The sequence below is a fragment of the Sphingomonas sp. genome (assembly GCF_029239295.1).
In the GTDB taxonomy this organism is placed as follows: domain Bacteria; phylum Pseudomonadota; class Alphaproteobacteria; order Sphingomonadales; family Sphingomonadaceae; genus Sphingomonas.
The window spans coordinates 211,319-227,766 of record NZ_JAQZBC010000001.1 but is presented as its reverse complement, the minus strand read 5'-3'; the positions used below and the strand labels follow the sequence as shown (position 1 = coordinate 227,766).

19 protein-coding genes and 1 tRNA gene are annotated in these 16,448 nt (G+C 62.8%); 7 read left to right on the top strand and 13 right to left on the bottom strand.

The window, feature by feature from the left end; translation table 11 throughout:
- Positions 1-50: 50 nt before the first annotated feature.
- Complete coding sequence (gene purS / locus K0S66_RS01125; RefSeq protein WP_301073231.1) at positions 51-281, top strand: phosphoribosylformylglycinamidine synthase subunit PurS; 231 nt, start codon at positions 51-53, stop codon at positions 279-281.
- A complete protein-coding gene (gene purQ / locus K0S66_RS01120) occupies positions 278-943 on the top strand; it encodes a phosphoribosylformylglycinamidine synthase subunit PurQ (protein WP_301073230.1) in 666 nt (221 codons plus the stop codon). Before purS ends, purQ begins: the two co-directional genes overlap by 4 nt.
- Positions 944-996: 53 nt before the next feature.
- Here purQ and K0S66_RS01115 read toward each other — a convergent pair whose 3' ends face one another.
- A complete protein-coding gene (locus K0S66_RS01115) occupies positions 997-1,737 on the bottom strand; it encodes a queuosine precursor transporter (protein ID WP_301073229.1) in 741 nt (246 codons plus the stop codon).
- A 59-nt stretch (positions 1,738-1,796) separates the two neighbouring features.
- On the opposite strand from K0S66_RS01115, the gene K0S66_RS01110 reads away from it, so the two are divergent.
- From K0S66_RS01110 to K0S66_RS01095, 4 genes are all read left to right on the top strand, one after another.
- Positions 1,797-1,873: transfer RNA gene (locus K0S66_RS01110), tRNA-Arg, on the top strand.
- A 185-nt stretch (positions 1,874-2,058) separates the two neighbouring features.
- On the top strand, positions 2,059-5,496 hold the full coding sequence (locus K0S66_RS01105) for a D-Ala-D-Ala carboxypeptidase family metallohydrolase (RefSeq protein WP_301073228.1): 3,438 nt from the start codon (positions 2,059-2,061) through the stop codon (positions 5,494-5,496).
- A 446-nt stretch (positions 5,497-5,942) separates the two neighbouring features.
- Positions 5,943-9,137, top strand: coding sequence for an SIR2 family protein (locus tag K0S66_RS01100; RefSeq protein ID WP_301073227.1), 3,195 nt, complete (start codon positions 5,943-5,945; stop codon positions 9,135-9,137).
- A 371-nt stretch (positions 9,138-9,508) separates the two neighbouring features.
- The gene (locus K0S66_RS01095) at positions 9,509-9,964 is read left to right on the top strand and encodes a thermonuclease family protein (RefSeq protein WP_366520760.1); all 456 of its coding nucleotides are present in this window, start codon (positions 9,509-9,511) and stop codon (positions 9,962-9,964) included.
- A 168-nt stretch (positions 9,965-10,132) separates the two neighbouring features.
- Here the strand turns inward: K0S66_RS01095 and K0S66_RS01090 are convergent, their stop codons facing one another.
- From K0S66_RS01090 to K0S66_RS01040, 11 genes are all read right to left on the bottom strand, one after another.
- Complete coding sequence (locus tag K0S66_RS01090; RefSeq protein ID WP_301073226.1) at positions 10,133-10,963, bottom strand: putative phage abortive infection protein; 831 nt, start codon at positions 10,961-10,963, stop codon at positions 10,133-10,135.
- Between the two features lie 522 nt (positions 10,964-11,485).
- Entirely contained in the window at positions 11,486-12,265 is a 780-nt protein-coding gene (locus K0S66_RS01085; protein WP_301073225.1) for a hypothetical protein, read from the bottom strand.
- A gap of 7 nt (positions 12,266-12,272) precedes the next feature.
- On the bottom strand, positions 12,273-12,413 hold the full coding sequence (locus tag K0S66_RS01080; RefSeq protein ID WP_301073224.1) for a hypothetical protein: 141 nt from the start codon (positions 12,411-12,413) through the stop codon (positions 12,273-12,275).
- Positions 12,406-12,960 (bottom strand): hypothetical protein, encoded by a 555-nt coding sequence (locus K0S66_RS01075; RefSeq protein ID WP_301073223.1) that lies wholly within the window; start codon positions 12,958-12,960, stop codon positions 12,406-12,408. Before K0S66_RS01075 ends, K0S66_RS01080 begins: the two co-directional genes overlap by 8 nt.
- The gene (locus tag K0S66_RS01070; RefSeq protein ID WP_301073222.1) at positions 12,957-13,406 is read right to left on the bottom strand and encodes a hypothetical protein; all 450 of its coding nucleotides are present in this window, start codon (positions 13,404-13,406) and stop codon (positions 12,957-12,959) included. The genes K0S66_RS01075 and K0S66_RS01070 overlap by 4 nt, the downstream gene beginning before the upstream one ends.
- 2 nt (positions 13,407-13,408) lie before the next feature.
- Positions 13,409-13,717: a hypothetical protein gene (locus K0S66_RS01065; RefSeq protein ID WP_301073221.1), complete on the bottom strand. Its 309-nt coding sequence runs from the start codon at positions 13,715-13,717 to the stop codon at positions 13,409-13,411.
- Positions 13,714-14,682 carry a DUF1376 domain-containing protein gene (locus K0S66_RS01060; RefSeq protein ID WP_301073220.1) on the bottom strand — a complete coding sequence of 323 codons (969 nt, stop codon included), beginning with the start codon at positions 14,680-14,682 and terminating at the stop codon, positions 13,714-13,716. Before K0S66_RS01060 ends, K0S66_RS01065 begins: the two co-directional genes overlap by 4 nt.
- Positions 14,679-14,891, bottom strand: a complete 213-nt coding sequence (locus K0S66_RS01055) for a hypothetical protein (protein WP_301073219.1) — start codon at positions 14,889-14,891, stop codon at positions 14,679-14,681. Before K0S66_RS01055 ends, K0S66_RS01060 begins: the two co-directional genes overlap by 4 nt.
- The gene (locus K0S66_RS01050; protein WP_301073218.1) at positions 14,891-15,109 is read right to left on the bottom strand and encodes a hypothetical protein; all 219 of its coding nucleotides are present in this window, start codon (positions 15,107-15,109) and stop codon (positions 14,891-14,893) included. The genes K0S66_RS01055 and K0S66_RS01050 overlap by 1 nt, the downstream gene beginning before the upstream one ends.
- On the bottom strand, positions 15,106-15,336 hold the full coding sequence (locus tag K0S66_RS01045; RefSeq protein WP_301073217.1) for a helix-turn-helix domain-containing protein: 231 nt from the start codon (positions 15,334-15,336) through the stop codon (positions 15,106-15,108). The genes K0S66_RS01050 and K0S66_RS01045 overlap by 4 nt, the downstream gene beginning before the upstream one ends.
- Positions 15,337-15,344: 8 nt before the next feature.
- Positions 15,345-15,524 (bottom strand): helix-turn-helix domain-containing protein, encoded by a 180-nt coding sequence (locus tag K0S66_RS01040; RefSeq protein ID WP_301073216.1) that lies wholly within the window; start codon positions 15,522-15,524, stop codon positions 15,345-15,347.
- Between the two features lie 100 nt (positions 15,525-15,624).
- Here K0S66_RS01040 and K0S66_RS01035 point away from each other — a divergent pair, with 100 nt between their 5' ends.
- Entirely contained in the window at positions 15,625-16,245 is a 621-nt protein-coding gene (locus K0S66_RS01035; protein ID WP_301073215.1) for a hypothetical protein, read from the top strand.
- 49 nt (positions 16,246-16,294) lie between these two features.
- Here K0S66_RS01035 and K0S66_RS01030 read toward each other — a convergent pair whose 3' ends face one another.
- The gene (locus K0S66_RS01030) at positions 16,295-16,438 is read right to left on the bottom strand and encodes a hypothetical protein (RefSeq protein ID WP_301073214.1); all 144 of its coding nucleotides are present in this window, start codon (positions 16,436-16,438) and stop codon (positions 16,295-16,297) included.
- Positions 16,439-16,448 lie beyond the last annotated feature (10 nt).

Below are 16,448 nucleotides of genomic sequence, written 5' to 3'. Positions count from 1 at the left end.
TTCATGGCAACGGTTGCGATCCGCGACTGCATCGAATAGCGGGCCACGACATGAAGCTTCGCATCTACGTAACGCTCAAGCCCGGCGTTCTCGATCCGCAGGGCAAGGCGATCGAACACGCCCTGTCCGGTCTCGGCTTTGCAGGCGTCGAGGGCGCCCGGGTGGGCAAGCTGATCGAACTAGAGGTGGCCGACACGGTCGATGACGCGCAGATCGACGCGATGTGTCGGCAGTTGCTCGCCAACACCGTAATCGAGAATTACCGGGTCGAGCGCGCATGAAAACGGCGGTCGTCGTCTTTCCGGGGTCGAACTGCGATCGGGACATCGCCGTGGCGCTGGAAAGCGTCACCGGCACGCCGCCGATCATGGTCTGGCACCGCGAGACGGAATTGCCGGAGGGACTGTCTCTTCTGGCGGTGCCGGGCGGCTTCTCCTACGGCGATTACCTGCGATCCGGCGCGATGGCGGCTCGTTCGCCGATCATGCGCGCGGTCGCCGACAAGGCGGCCGGCGGGCTTCCCGTCTTTGGCGTTTGCAACGGGTTTCAGGTGCTGACTGAGGCGGGTCTTCTGCCGGGCGCGCTGATGCGGAACGCCGGGCTGAACTTCGTCTGCCGCGATGTGGCGCTGACCGTTGATAATAGCCAGAGCGCCTTCACTAGCCGTTATGCCGCGGGCGAGACGATCACCATCCCGGTGGCGCATCACGACGGCAATTACGTTGCTGATCAGGACACACTCGATCGCCTCGAAGGCGAGGGCCGCGTCGCCTTCCGCTATGCCGAGGACGTGAACGGATCCGCGCGGCGCATCGCGGGGATTCTCAACGACGCCGGCAATGTGCTCGGCATGATGCCCCACCCGGAGCGTCGGGTTGAGAATGCGCACGGAGGCCTCGACGGGCGTCGCTTGTTCGAAGGCCTGCTGGAAAAGATCAGCTGAATTCAAGCGGGCGGCGCGCCGATGCTGCGCGCCCGCCCCTTTCCCGCTGATGGCTAGACGCGGGCGACAAATGGCGTGAAGTCAGTGCCGTCGTCATAGACGTCGACGCCCTCTGCGCGCTTGAGCCAGCCAACCACCAGATAGGTGACCGGCGTCAGCAGCGCCTCCCACGACACCTTGAGCACCCATTGCGTGACGAGCACCGTCAGAACGAGTTGCGACGTCCAGCCTTCGGCTCCCCAGAATGCCAGTGGGTAGAAAATCAGGCTGTCGACACCTTGCCCCGCGACCGTCGACCCGATCGTTCGCATCCACAGATGCTTGCCCCCGGTCGCCACTTTCATACGCGCCAGCACATAGGAGTTAACGAACTCGCCGGCCCAGAAGGCGCACATACTGGCGATCACGATGCGCGGCACCTGACCGAACACCGCTTCGTACGCCGCCTGATTGGTCCAGTCCGGCGCTGGGGGCAGCGCAACGACCACCCAGGCCATCATTGCCATGAAGATCGTCGCGCCAAACCCCGCCCAGATGACGCGGCGCGCACGGGCATAGCCATACACCTCGGTCAGAACATCGCCGATGACGTAGCTTACAGGAAAGAAGAGGATACCGGCACCGAACGGCCAATAACCGACGCCGGGCAGCCAGATCTGCGCCACTTTGCCCGCGCCAAGGACATTGGACAGCAGCAGCAAGGCGACAAAGGCCGCCATCACGAAATCGTAATAGCGTAGGTTCTTGCCGTGCAGCGCAGATGCCGTCACGCGATGCGGCGTTGCCTCGTCCATGGAAAGATCATGGCAACGGTTTCGCGTCCCGGCAATCCACGCTAACGCAGGCCGCGTGCGCGCCCGTAGCTCAGTTGGATAGAGCACGAGCCTTCTAAGCTTGGGGCCACTGGTTCGAATCCAGTCGGGCGCGCCATTGATTTCGCTGAGCGTTTCGTGGTTTCTGTCCTGAAACATGCGGGGACAAATCCGCTCTAGCAAGCACATAGCAATCACTTGTTGCGATCTGCGGGCGGGTCGGGCACTCTCATTATGCTCGCCGGCATGAAGGCCGCAGCCCCTCCCCCACATCGAAGCGCGGCCAAGCTCAGGTGACCCGGTATGGCTGACAGCTCCAACGTCTTCCCGCTCGTCTTGTCCGTTCGTGAGGACGGCTCGATCAATTCGGCGATGGCTGGCTTTGAGGACAGCATCCGGATCGGCGCCGTCCGCGCCGGCGGTCACCTCGACGCGTTCGGGCAGAAGTATCGACGCCTCCGCGACGACATGGCGAAGACAACCGCCGACCCACTCGGGATCTCGTCCCAGCTCCGTAGCCTGTCGAGCAGCCCGTTTCAGCTCGTGATCAATCAACAGCTCGCCGCATCGAACGCGCTGGCAGCTCAGCAGGCCCGTCTGGCGCAGTCGAATGGATTGGTGGCGACCAGTGCAGGCGCACAGCGCGCCGCCTACGTCCAGCTCGGCCAGCAGCTGCAGGACTCGATTATCCAGGCGCAGATGGGCACTTCCGCCTTCACGATCCTCGCGCAGCAGGGAAGCCAGGCGGCAGTCGGGTTTGTGAACTTCGGCGGGAAGGTCGGTGCTGCCGCTCAGATCCTAGCTGGTTGGCAGGGTGCAGTGCTCCTCGCGGGCATCGCACTGGCAGGCAATCTCGTTCCCGCCTTGCTGCGAAGCGGCGCCGCCTCTGACGAAGCAAAGAAGGCGCTCGAAAAGCACCGCCAAGCGATGCTCGACCTCGCGCAGGCTCAGGACGACGCGCTGCGCACGGCCGAACGCAAGCAGGCGGTCGATACCGCCAATCTGCAGAACGAGTACAATCAGGCGGTCGCGGTCCGGAACACCACCCAGACGTTGCTGGAGAAGGCGCAGGCTCTCGCCCGGCTCAATGCGGAGATGGCTCGGTCACCGCCTGGCAGTTCGGACGAGGCGATCGAGAAGGATCGTCAGCTCGGCAGCGCGGAAAGCAGGATCACCGAGCTCAACATGCTGCTCGCCAAGAATCAGTCTGAAGTTGATCGGCTGAAGCGCGGGTTTGAAAGCGGCTATTCCCGCCTCGTGACCATGAAGGTTGAGGCGCGCTCGACGCCGGCCGGCGCGGTCCAGTCCGACTTCGAACGGGAGCTCTCGAGAACGAGGCGCGACCCGGCCTATCGCGGCACAGCGAACTCCGACAAGCTGGCTGCAAAGGTCCAAGAGCTGATCGCCGCGCGTGACCGCGAGCTGAAGGCAGTGAATGACGCTGAGGCGGCGCAACGCAAGCTCACCAGCAAGGTCTCGACCACCGCCAGCGATCTGCCCACCGCCACCCAGATCAGCAACGCGCTGCGCGAGGCGTTCCCGGGCGTGCGCATCACCAGCACCACCCGAACCCGCGCCGAGAACGCTGCGGTGAAGGGCGCGAAGAACTCGCATCACCTCGCCGGTCTAGCCGTCGACTTCGTGCCGCCCGCCGGCGTGTCTAAGGCTGACGTCCGTAAGGCGCTGGAAACGCGTGGCCTGTCGATTTCCGAGCTGCTGGGGCCGGGCGACAAAGGTCATGCTGATCACTTCCACGTCGCAGTGACCAAGGGCGCAGCTGCACTGCAGGACTTCACGGTCGCACAGCGCGATGCCGCGCAGGCGCAGCGCGAACTCGACCAGACCTTGGAGAGCATCACGGCGCGGTTCGACCCGGCGCGCGCCGCCGCCACCGACTATGCCAATGCGCTGGACCAGATCGCCACCTTGCAGGCGAAAGGTCAGATTACGCCGGGCACCGGCTTTGATCTCCAGATGAAGGTGATCCGCGCACAGCAGGCCGATCAGGCGGCGGCGTTCGATCAGGCGTTCCGCACCACCTTCGGCGACGGCATCGGTGAGGCGATCAACGAGTGGCAGCAGGGCATCACCGCCGGCGCCGTCGCCGCGAGCGAGGAGCTGACTGGCGGTGTGCGCGGCGCGGTGAACGAGCTGCGGTTCGCAGCTAGTGGCATTGCAGACCTGCTCGGCATTCAGGTGAATGGGCCAGCCCGTCGCCTACTGCAGAATGGTGGCATCGAGGGACAGGCTGGTGACATCGCGGAAGCCGTGTCGAAGGCAATACGCACGACCGGCGTCAAGTTTGACGACAATGCTCAGGCGAAGCTAGCCAGCGTGATCGCCGGTGCCGGATACGGCCAGGTCGGCAGCCAGATCTACAGCGGCCTTTCCGGTCGTGCCGGCAATGGCACCCTAGGCGCCGTCAGCGGTATCCTCGGCAACGAAGGTGGCATGGCTCTCCGCAGCACCATCGCCACCGCCGTTGGCGGTACGCTTGGCAAGACGCTGGGAAGCGCCGCGGGCCCGCTTGGTGCGATCGCCGCGGGCATCCTCGGCAACGTGGTGGGTGGCCTGTTCCGCACCGTGAAGTACGGCACCGCCTCGGTGAGCCAGAACGGTGCATCGATCGCCGGCAATAGCTCAAGCGCGCGCGGCGCGGCCGGAAACCTTGGTGACTCCGTCGCGCAGGGCGTGCAGCGCATCGTCGATCAGTTCGGCGGCACGATGGGCAATTACAACGTCAGCATCGGGCAGTTCGACGGCAAGTATCGGGTCAGCACCACCGGGTTCAAGGGCTCTCTGGATAGCAAGAAGGCCAAGGGTCAGGGCCTCGTCGACTTCGGCACCGACGGCGCCGAGGCTGCTATTCGCTTCGCAATCGCCGACGCCATAAAGGATGGAGCGGTTCAGGGCTTGCGTGCCGGTACCCAGCGCCTGATCCAGCTCGGCAACGACGTTGAGGTGCAGTTGCAGAAGGCGCTTCAATTCGAAAGCGTGTTTACCCAGCTGCGCCAACTGAAGGACCCGATCGGAGCCGCCGCGGAGGCGATCGAGAAGGAATTCGCCAACCTGCGCAAGATCTTCGACGAGGCCGGCGCCACATCGGAGGAGCGCGCGCAGCTCGAGGAGCTGTACGCCATCAAGCGCACAGAGGCGATCAAGCAGGCACAGGAGAGCGCGATCAGTCAGCTCAAAGATCTGCTCGACGATCTCAAGCAGGGCGACAATGGCCTGTCGCTGCGCTCGCGCGAGACGAACATCCTTCAGACCTTCAGCCCGCTCATGGAAGCGATCCAGCGCGGTGAGAAGGTGAACCAAGAGGATTTCACTAGCGGCGCCCGCACGTACCTCGACGTGCAGCGTCAGCTTTATGGTTCGACCAACCCGTACTTCGAGGCCCTGGCCAAGATCACCGCGCTGACCAGCCAGGCAATCGCCAACAGCGGCGCTGGCGCAAATGTCGCATCGCTTCTCAATGGCAACACGCAGCAGGCGGCATTAGCGGCAGCTGGTGCGTCGGGTGGATCGATGCCTGCAAGCAGCGTGGACGTGACCGGGATGGTGACTGCCGTGCGGAGTCAAACGGATGTGCTGGTCGATGCACTGGCGGCCAACACCGCGGGAACCAACGCTCGTCTCGACCTGATCGCCAAGCAGCTTGCGCAGCAGGGTTCGCCGATGGTGCTCCAGCTCGCCGGCGGTGGTGGGCTCGCGCAGGTGAACGCGCTGCGGAATGCGTGAGCGGGATGCTGGCCCGCACCGCTGAAACTCATTTCCGTAACTCATGTTCGCACCCGCTTTTAGCGTTACGTCACATCGTTCGGTGCACCTGCAGATAGCGCCTGAACCCCGAGGTGTGTCATGCGCGATCACTATGCATCGGCAGCGGGCGTTAACACCGCTGGTAAACGAGCAGCCTGCGCGCAGCCTGTAGGCGAAGATCAACAGCAGCTTGGCCGCTGCCTCCTGCGCTTGATCATTCACGGCCAGGTCGCCGCTCCCGTGAGTAGATGTCGACCGCTGACCCCAGATCGGGGCTGCTATCAGCGATAAGCACGTGTAAGTTAGACGGCCATGGGAAAGAACCTTTTCGCCCAGTTGCTAGCTGTTCGTCGAGTCGACTGCATCTTGACGCTAGATCAGCATGAGGGGCCGCAGTATCGCGAGTGCCGTTGGGGGAGCGGTAAATGGGTGATTTAGGATTCGAAACCTTCAACGCGCGCGATCTGCGAGAGCGTCTCACCGGAGGCGTCCGAAAATCCGGCCGCGAAGTGGTGTTCCTAGTTGGCTCAGCGTTAACCGCACCGTCCGTCGCAGGCGCTCCGGGAGTGCCTGGAGTCGGCGGAGTTATAGATCTCATTAAACGCGAGTTCGATGAGGATCAGCAGGTAGAGCTGCGGGCAGAGTGCGCAGCGGCAGAGAATCCATACCAGGCAGCTTTCCAGTTCCTCCTGCGCCGTCGCGGCCAGCAGGAGGTCAATGGCGTGATCCGACAGGCGGTCGCGCATGCGCGCGTCATCCCAGCGGACGGCCCGGCCACGCCTTACGAGATCGGCGCTTCAACACCAGAGGAAGTCTGTCGCTTATTCGATGCGGACGTGACCGGATGGCATCTCGCACCCGGTGTCGATGCGCTTGGACATCTTGCCGCTGGCTGGCCCGATCGTTTCGGCCGAACTGTGCTGACCACCAACTTCGACCCTCTGGTGTCGGTGGCGGTGGCGCGGGCAGGCGGACGCACTTTCCGTACCATGCTGCACAGGGACGGCGACATCGGGCAGTCGACTGGCGAGGCGACGCAGGTCGTTCATCTGCACGGATACTGGCACGGCGCCGACACGCTTCACACGCCGCGGCAGCTCGGCCAAGCACGGCCGCAGCTAAAAGCATCGTTAGCTAAGCTCCTGCGTGACAAGACTGTTGTCGTCGTCGCCTATGGCGGCTGGGATGACGTTTTCACGAAGGCTCTAGTCGACGTCGTGGTGGAGGACAGCTCCTACCCCGAGGTCGTCTGGACAGTTCGTGACCAGGCTGCCACCCTTCGTCCTGCGCTGGTCGACCTCCTCGCGCCCGGGATCGATCGGGGTCGTGTTGGTTTCTACGGCGGCGTTGATTGCCATTCATTTCTGCCAGCACTCGCCGACGAGTGGCGTCTTTCCGGCACCGGATCTATCGCGATTCCCGCTGCTTTGGCTTCGATCAGCAAAGAACCGACTGCGGTGTCGGCGTCAGAGCAGGTACCGAAGCCAGCGTCTCCGCCGATTATTCCTGGCGATCTGGACCAGGAGACCGATGGCCTGCCGCCAAGCGAGAGCGCGCGCGCGTTGCCGTCCGCGACCGACGTTACGAGAGCTCGTTCACGTCGGCTCGCCGCCGCGTCTGGGCAGGAAGATCGACCGCCTGAAATCGACGTATATGTCGGAAGGACCGGCAACCTCGCGACGCTGACAAACGCCCGCTTCCGTGTCGCATATGTCACCGGCATTGGTGGACAGGGCAAGTCCGCTCTAGCTGGCGCCTTCTTCCGCAGCGCGGAGGTGGCCAAGCGTTTCGAGCACGCGCTTTGGCGAGACTGCAAGGAGCAGAGCTTCAGGTTCGAGGATCACATAGTTTCCATCCTCGAGGCGCTGGGCGGCGACGACGGCGTTCTCCCAGCCGACCTCGCGCGCCAGTCGCCGCAGGCGCTCGCGCGATTGTTTGCGAAGTTGACCGTTGACCTGCAATTGCTGATAGTCTTCGACAACGTCGATCACTACGTTGATCTAGAGCGTGGTCTGTTGCTCGGTGCAGCGGGTGACTTCGTGTCGACGTTGCTAGAAAATACTAGTTCCGCCGTCCTACTCTTCACGTGCCGCCCTAACATCGTGACCGATGACGCCCGCGTTCTCAGCCACCGGGTTGAAGGCCTTAAAGAGGACGAGGCGGTTGAGCTCTTCCAGCGCCGCGGGGCGGCTGCCAACCGCGACGACGTCCTGAGAGCCCGTGTGATGACCGGTGGTCACGCACTCTGGCTCGATCTAGTCGCCGCACAGATTGCGCGGCGACCGGGATCCGATCGCGTCCGCGAACTGCTCGACGATATCGCGTCAGATGGAGGACACATCCCTGAGGCGACTTTGAAATCAATTTGGTCCCAGCTCGTCGATCGCGAGCAGATCGTTTTGCAGGTGCTCGCTGAGACAGTGCGGCCTACAACTGCGATCCAGATCGCCGATTACCTCGGCGCCCGTCTTCGCTTCAACCGAGTTTCTAAAGCGGTTTCGCAACTTCGCTCGCTGAACCTGATAGTTGTAAAGCGGCAGGAGGAAACAGAAGCGTACGAGCTACACCCACTTATTCGAACGTTCGTAAGACGCACTCATAGAAAGGCGGAGCGTTTATGGTACATCGATGCCATCCTCGCGGTCTACAACGCGATGTTCGATCTGCAGCGGCCCACTCTGTCACCGCGTACGTCCGCCAAAACAGTCAGGCAGTGGCTGGAAGGCGCCGAGCTCCACGTCAACGCTGATCGGCCAGATGCAGCGCTCGAATCTTTAGCCGAGATCAACACCGCGGCAATGAACGAAGCGCCGGTGGAGTTCGCTCGGGTCGCCGGCTTGGTCTTTGATCGGGATGATTTAGCAAAGGTGGCCGCGCTGCCGCATTTCGACAGCGTATTCCCCGACTATGTGCGGACACTCGCGATCCTCAATGCAACCGACGAGGCGTTCGATGCGCTGGAACGGTATGAGAGGACGCTGTCGGGCAAGGAGGCGCGCTACATCAACCTGTGCGATATGCGCTGTCATCTTCACTGGTGGAATCGGAACTACGACGCAGCGATCAAGTGGGGCTCCGAGGGCGTTGCACTGAAGAAGGCCAGTGGCGTCGATACGGTTTTTGACTCCGCACACAACCTGGCGCTGGCTCAGAGGGACGCTGGGATGGTAGATCCGGCGCTGCGATACTTCCTAGCGGGTCGCTCGCTCGAGGACGTCACGGAACCAGGCACAATTGATGAAGATGGCTCCGAGTCCTTCTATGGCAACATCGGTCGTTGTCTGCACTTCATGGGTCAGGTTGATCCCGCATTGGCCTGCTACCGAAAGTCTGCATCACTCGCTCAGGAAAGCCGGAACGCTTACGGGGTGGAGAACCAAGCGTTCATACGCGAGTGGATTGGCGAGCTGCTGGAAGCGAAAGGCGAATTTGGCGACGCGTCCGCGTTCCTCATCGCAGCGACGGCCAAATGGTCGCGCATTTCGCCGGATCGTGCAGATATGGTGGCGGCGCATGCCGAACGCCTCGCGCTGACAAATACGGCGGGGCAGCACATCCCGGATGAGCAGACGGCCGAACAGCGGGTCGTGCGGTGGATAGCGGCGGATCTTAATCGATGACTTCTTCGGAAGGCGGCACCGATTAGCCGACAGGCCCATACAGTCGATTGCAGGGCCACTGGCCCGTCACGAAACCAAGGGTGTGCGTGAGCCTGGAACTACGAAGAGGCGCTGTGTCGATGCCAAGCGCCTACGCCCGGGTATACTTGTGACGGGTCCTAGGTGGCGGGATCGAGATGGTAAGCGGCCAGCAACCGCATTTTTTGCCTGTGGATGGCCCCAAAAGGTTAGCGTTAGTCACTCGATCACCAGATCCGCGGCAGAACCGGCCAGATTGGCTAGGAGCAGGCAAGAAATGCGAAAACGGCGGCAGCCATCGGCAGCAGAGACTGGAGCCGCGTCGCCGACGTCGCGCGGTGCGCTGGACGGGCATGCCAGTCCTGGTGCTGTCGGGCGCCGCTCTGATCGGGGCGGTGTTCGGCGTTGCGCCTGCCCTGCTGCCTTCTCGCGCTGCCGCGGCCGGCGGGTATGCCGAGCCGCTTCCCGGTTGCACCGTCACTGATGGTGACAAGATCAGATGCGGTGACGAGCGTATCAGGCTGCTCGCGATCGACGCACCGGAGATGCCGGGTCATTGCCGCCGCGATAGAATTTGCGCGCCCGGTGACCCATATGCGTCGACCGCCAGCCTCGGCGATGCGCTGCGCGGGCCGCTAACGATCGATCGCGTCGGCGAGGACCATTACGGGCGAACCCTGGCGCGCGTGGCTGGCGCGAAGGGTGATCTGAGCTGCTGGCAGCTCGAGCATGGCGAAGCGCTCTACAAGGCCAACTGGGAAAATGGGCTGCGGGTCGCTCGCACATGCCCAGGCTCGATGATTCGCTGAACCGACGCCTATAAATGGGCGGAGATTGTACTGCTGGACGCAATGAAGGTTAGGATCGAATACAGCTCGAAGCGGCGCTGGCGGTCTCAGGTGTGATCAACGAGAAGCTTAAGGATAATTCTATTTCATTAGAGATATGTCGTACCCGATTGGTTTTACGATGGCCTGTTAGTCGCGCGCCTGGAAGGCAATAGGATCGTACAATTGCTCCAGCCGTGTTCGGTTAAGAGAGGCAGGCATATACTTGAGAAGCCTGAACTGGTTTATTAGCTCCTCCAGATCAGCCGACCTTGGCGTGAAGGAATTATGGGCTAGTGCGAGGAGTTCGCTATTAGTTAGTTGAGATCGTAGAAGACGCGAATAATTCTCCTTTTCGCGATTGGAAATCACATTGTCGTGTCTTAGCCTGTTCAGAATGGTGTATACCATGCGAAAATACGGTGCGAAGGTCCGCTCTACATTTGTTGCCATCAGCTCATCAAAGATTGCCGCCAGCTGCGATCGGTTGACAACCTTTTTGCCTTGGGATGTCTCGGCTATATTCAAGTTCATCTCTCGCAAGAAACCCGACAAAGCGTCGAGGCCATGCTTCTCCTGGGACCTTTTAGCTTTAAGCTCAGGGTTCTTGGCTCGTCTGATATAAGCCTGGGAATGTGTGAACCTGAGTTCGCTTCTAAGTTCCCTTAGCAGCCTCAGGAGTTCAAAGAACGTCGCTTCGAATCTCTGTCTATGAGCGTCGTCTGCTTGGCTTCGAAGAGCCTTCTGCTGCTCAGCCAATGCAGACTGTTGAAGCATCAGCGTGCGAACTACGAATACCGCACCCGCCAACGAAACCAAACCATTGAAAGCGCCGAACGTGTCGCCCCAAGCGCCGGCGGATCCGACGCCGCCAATTTCATCTCCGACAAAGAAGCGAGCTATTTCGAGGCTGTAGTCTGCATACATACCCCAGCCGAAGAACATGACGACCAAAAGGACAGCCCAAAAGCGAGCATTCACCAGGATCCTCCCCACCCCGTTTGGAACAAGTCCCTGTTATATATGAAATAGAACCTGTCGAGAGTGCTTCATCATGGAGGAATAAGTCGCGCCCGGTGGTTTGGTTGATAACAGGCCAGCCAGAACGGTAAAACCGCGAACGCAGATGCGCGCGTCTGACTAGTACTCGTGCCTTCTAACCCTCGAAGTGAACGGCCGGCGCAGGCCTAAGCACGGCGCGCGGGTCGACCGGGCTGAGCGAGTCCTGCCAGGCTCTCGCGCAGCTCGATCGCAGCGCTGGTCGCAAGCATAATCCGCACGTCATCGCCATCGCCTGTCACGAAGGACAAGGAGACAACGTCGCCGCGCGCGTCGGCAGTGACGCCACGGAAGCGGCAGCGGTGAGTGCGTCGAAACATCATTGATCCTCGTAGGTTCGGGCCGCCGACGCCTGAAAGGACGTGCCGGCGGGCCCGGTCACCACGCGCTCTCGCCAGCGGCGGCCGAAGCCCCGCCGCCGGCGCGCGAGGCGCCCAATCCCGGTTATTGTGCGCGTTCGCGTGCGGCAGCTGCTCGCTCCGCTTCGGCCCTCTCTGCTGCTCGATCGGCGGCTGAGATCCGACCGGCGGCGGCGTTGATCAGCGCATAGTCGGGTACCGGCGCCTGGATACCAATCACCGTCGGCACGGCGACGTTCGCCAGCGCAAACAGCTCCCCGAACTCCTCGAGCGCTCCAGTGATCGCCGGCGGCGCCTCTACGGTGCCCAGCTGATGTCGCAGCGCCGATGCGGCCTCGTTAATGTGCTCAGGCGCGCGACGCTGCGCCAGCGCCTTTGCGGTGCGGAGCAGCGCGAACGATTGGCGGAACTCGTCGACCAGGCGCACCGCCACCTCGTTCGCCAGAACGTCGAGTGGCTTCATCGCAGCGGCGATGGCGGCCCGGGCGTCCTCACGCCCTTGCCGCTCCGCGCTGCCCAACGCTTCCCTCGCAGACGACGCGCCGCCGAGTGCGGTCATCAGCTTCCGGTATTCGCGCAGCAGCTCTGCACCAGTCGGACGCTTATCCAGCTCGCCGCGCAGCAGGGCATGGAACGCGCTCGACCCGCTTCGTTCATCGTATCGCTCGGCGCCGACGCGCTCGATCTCGTTCACCACCGGCCGAAGCTCGTCGCCCCGGGCGCGGGCGTCGGTCTCGGTCCGATCAATGTGCTGCCGTTGACGCTCGATATCCGCGGAGGCACGGCGGCATGCGTCGAGGTCGATTGCGGAGAGGTTTGCACGCACCTGGTCGAGCGCGGCGGTGAGTTCGTGTTCGATGATCATGGCTTCCTCAGCGGCTGGTGATCGGGGTGGTGAGAATGCGCGCCGAAGCGCGGAGCTGACCATCGCGCGCCACCGCGGTCAGCGCGTTGCGCCGGATCCTGGCGGCGTCAGCGCGACGGGCGAGCGCAGCAGCGTTGGCGTCACGCACCGGCGAGCCTTTCCGAGCGCGCAGTAAGCGACGCGATCGAGCCGTCGATCGGTTCACCAATCAGGAACCGCGCAAAGGCCCGCGTGACTGCGATCTGGTCCTCGCCTTCCGGATCAACGCCGGCGATCGTGGCGGCGAGCGTAAACCGCTTAAGCAGCGACGTTTCCGCCTCCATCTCGAACGCCAGGGCTGCCGCGAGCGCCAGCAACGGTGGCTCCCATGCCTCGATAATCTCGAGCATGCGATCGCGGGTGGTCTCATAGGCGCGTTGCCCAGCCTGTAGCGCGCGCACCACCCGCAGGTTCGGCTCGGCGGCGGTGACGTCGATCAGCACCGGACCACCGGAGGCTTGGTCGAAGCGTTTAACTGTCGCCTCAACCGAGTCCGCCAGCGCGTCGGTGACCGGACCAGCGGCGGCGATGCGGGCGAGCTGCCGGGTGGTGCTGGCGATCAGGTCGCGGTGCGCCTGAGCGGCGACCAGCTCAGCGTCGGTTACCGAGAAGATGATCGCGAGCGCAACGAGGTCGGGGCGGTCGGCGTCGATCACAGCGGCTTCCCACCAGCGCGCAGCAGTGCCGCCAGCATCGGGTTCGCTGCGTCTGCCCCGCTCTCTGCCGACATGCCGTTGTCGAGCGGCTGGGTGCCGAGGAGCTCTACGATCTCGCGGGCCGACATGCTGGCGTGGATCATCGCCGCCGCCTGGCGTTCACGCCCCCTGCTCGCCTCCGACGCGAATACCGCTTTGGTGCGAGCGTGCGCCCGTTGCGCGAGCCCGGCGGCGCTGACAGCCGGCTTTAGGGCCGCTGCGCGTGCGATTGCCGGCGACTTGCCGACGGCGGCTGCGGGCAGATCCCGGCCCAGCCTTAGATGGGCGAACCGCCGACCGATCGTCTTCGGACCTGCGCCGGTCTGGCTCGCCACGAATTCACCTGGTTCTATGCCAGTCTTGGCGAACAGGTGCTTGGTGATGCGGTGAAGTGAAGGGGCTGGCATGGTCAATGCTCCGTCGGCTGGGGCGAGAGGATGCTGGAGGTTGCGCCAACGGCCGCGAAATGGCGCTGAGCGGCGGCAATGCGGCTCGTCACCACCTTTCCCATCGCTTCGCCGAAGGCGCGGCGGGAGCGTGGCATTACGAGTTCGGCGGACGGGGCCATCAACGAGGCGATGACGTTGACGAGGGCGTCGACCGTTGCCGCGGTGTCGATGATGGCTCGCTGGCCTTCAGCATTGACGAGGGTGGCCGCATCAACAATCGCAGCGCCGACTGCTGCCTGGATCTGGTCACGGCGCGCGTCGTCGATCATGCCGCGTCTCCGTCAACGCTAGGCCTAGGCATGTCGTCTGCCCGCGAGGCGTGCGCGAGTTGCGCTATCGGGTTCTCGAAGAAATTGAGGCTCTGCGGCGTCGTCCGCGCATAGTGCAGCGCCTCGCTGATCGCCGCGAGAATGTCGTCGAGGCGGTGACCCTGCGACAGCCATCGCGCCACGATCGCCTCGTTCTTCCCCTGTTCGTGCCTGCTCTGGTTGCGGATTCCAGCCGTTTGGCAGATCTCAGCTGCCAAGTTTGCCAACGCCCGCCTCGCATGCGCGCCCGCGCGCGCGTCGTCCGCGTCAGCGTCGTCTATCTGTTCAGTTCCGTTATGTTTAGTTCTGTCTCTGTTATTAGGCATTACGGCCGTTACGGTCTGCGTTACGCGCGTAACGTTCGCAACGTTACGAACCGCGTCACGGTCTTGCTTGCTAATCGCGCCGCTCCAGTCCGGATCGTGCTCGCGCAGCAGTTCTGACAGGACCGCCTTGCTAGCCTTGGCCGGCGGCTTGATCCCGAGTTCACGCAGGCGCGCAGACATTCGCTGCTGCTCCTCACGCCATCTCGCCTGACGCTCAGCCGCTGCAGATCGCTCGGTTTCGGAAGCATTTCGGCTTGCCCAAGCTGTCAGCGCTAAGTCGGCGACGAAAGGATGATAGTACCGATCATCGCTGCAAAGCACGAAGCCGCGAAGCGCCCCGCGCCTGTGCTTCTTCCACGTTTTCAGATCGCGACCGAGCCCGATCAGGCGCATCAGCACCGCATCGTTGTTCGGCAGACTAGCCGCGGGGATTTGGTGCCAAGCCGCCGAGCACAGCAGCACATTGTACCAGCAAGCCTCTGGTTCTTCCTCAGCGGCCATGTCGCTGTCGCGCAGCTTAGCGACGTGGAGCGGCATGTATGGGAAGCTCTGGACGTTGCAGTCCGGCGTCGTCAGCGGCGCGGGCAGATCAGCGCTCATGCTCGGGCACCTGTGGATCTCGAAGAATGGTTCAGCGGCGCCAGATTGTGACGATCGAGAAGGATGCGAAGCCAGCGCTCCTGGCGATCGCTGAGCGGCTTGGTGTCAAAGGCGATCTGGCCGCAGAAGCTGCCCTCCTTCGCAGTGAGGTCGGCATAGATGATCAGGTCGAGCGCGGCCGATCGAACGGCAGCCGGGTCGTGATCCATCAGGAGCGCTCCTCTACGAGCAGGCCCTGCGCGGCGGCGATCGCGTCCGCGTGCGCCCTTGCCTCCCCGATCGTGTCGAATTCAGCGCAGTCCGAGGCGCGAGGCGCGATGACGTCGAACCTGCAGCCGAAGGCCTCTGGCTGGATCAGCACGCTGGTCACGCGCATGGTGCGCGGCGCCGGCCTGCTGGGCGGGTCGTGGCGGAGGCGTGCGGTCATGGGCGCGGCTCGCTTGTCGAACCCGCCTTGCGGCTCTCGAGCCAGGCGCGAACGTCAGCCGGATCGTAGAGGATCCGCTTGCCGATCTTGCAAAATCGCGGCCCACCGATGCCGGTGTATCTCCAATTCGCGAGCGTCTGTTCCGACAAGCCACCGAGCGTAGCCGCCAGCGCGCTTGGCGTTAGCAACGCCTCCAAGGACGGCTGTGGTGCTGGTGCCCTTCCCATAGTCCGGCTCAGGCCGCCGGCGACGCGAACGCGCGGTCCAGCTCGCTCTTTCTGAAATAGAGGCGGCGACCTTTCCGAACCACCGGCACCCGTCCCTTATCCGCCAGAGTGTAGATCTCCCGAACGGAAAGCCCGGTGTAGCGGGCGGCATCCTTAGCGCCGCTGATCATGTCATCCGCCAGGGTCATGCTAGCGCTCCTATGTAGTACGCTTCATACTTCTTCTCCCTAGACTCGGTTGTGACCGTGTGCAAGCGGGTATGAAGTCCGCAACATACGAGTCTGAAGCTTGCCCTTTCCGCTGATCCTTTCCCAGGTGGTCGATCTTTTCGCAGGCCTACTTTCGGTGCCGGCAGAGAAGCGAGGGACATTACTTGGGCGCTTTCAGCACCTTAGCCGCCTTGGCTTCCCGTCTGATGTGAACACGGGAAGAGGAAAGCGAGCCGAGTACGGGGCCTTCCAAGTCGTCGAGCTACTGCTCGCTTTTGAACTGATGCAGTTGGGGATCCCGTCTGAAAGGGCAGCCGAGTTGGTGCGAGGAGCACAGTTCATCGGCTTCCCTATGATTCGGGGAACAAGAGACGTTGATGATCCAGTAATGGCTATCGTCAGGCCGGATATACTGTCCCGTTCCTTCGGATCGGGATCGCACTTAACTCGATCAATCAGCTTCAGCGTCCGAAGCGCCGCATTCGCGTTGTTCAAAGATCTCAATGAAGAGGCAATACGGTTTGCATTCATCAACGTGACACGCTTGTTGGTCGACGCGGGCACGTTTTTCGATCGAAGCGGCGTGATGAGCGCGGAGGAGTTTCATGACGCTCTGATTGAGGCCGGCATGGCTCGTTCGGCGGTCTCCCACGATAGCGAACAGGATCTCTTAGAGGCGATCTGGCCCGGCGAAGACTGACTCCAGCGGCATCAAGCCCCGCCCGTATCAAACGAGCGGGGACCATCTCTCAAGCCGCGGCGCGCACCCTTTCTATCGTGGCATCGAATCGATCGGACAGATCGCTCAACGTATCAGCGATGCAGCCCAGCGCCGTCGCGACGTCCGGTGGCGCGTCGTTGTGGCTGGCAACGAGCTTGGCGATCGTCGCCAAGCCACTGAAG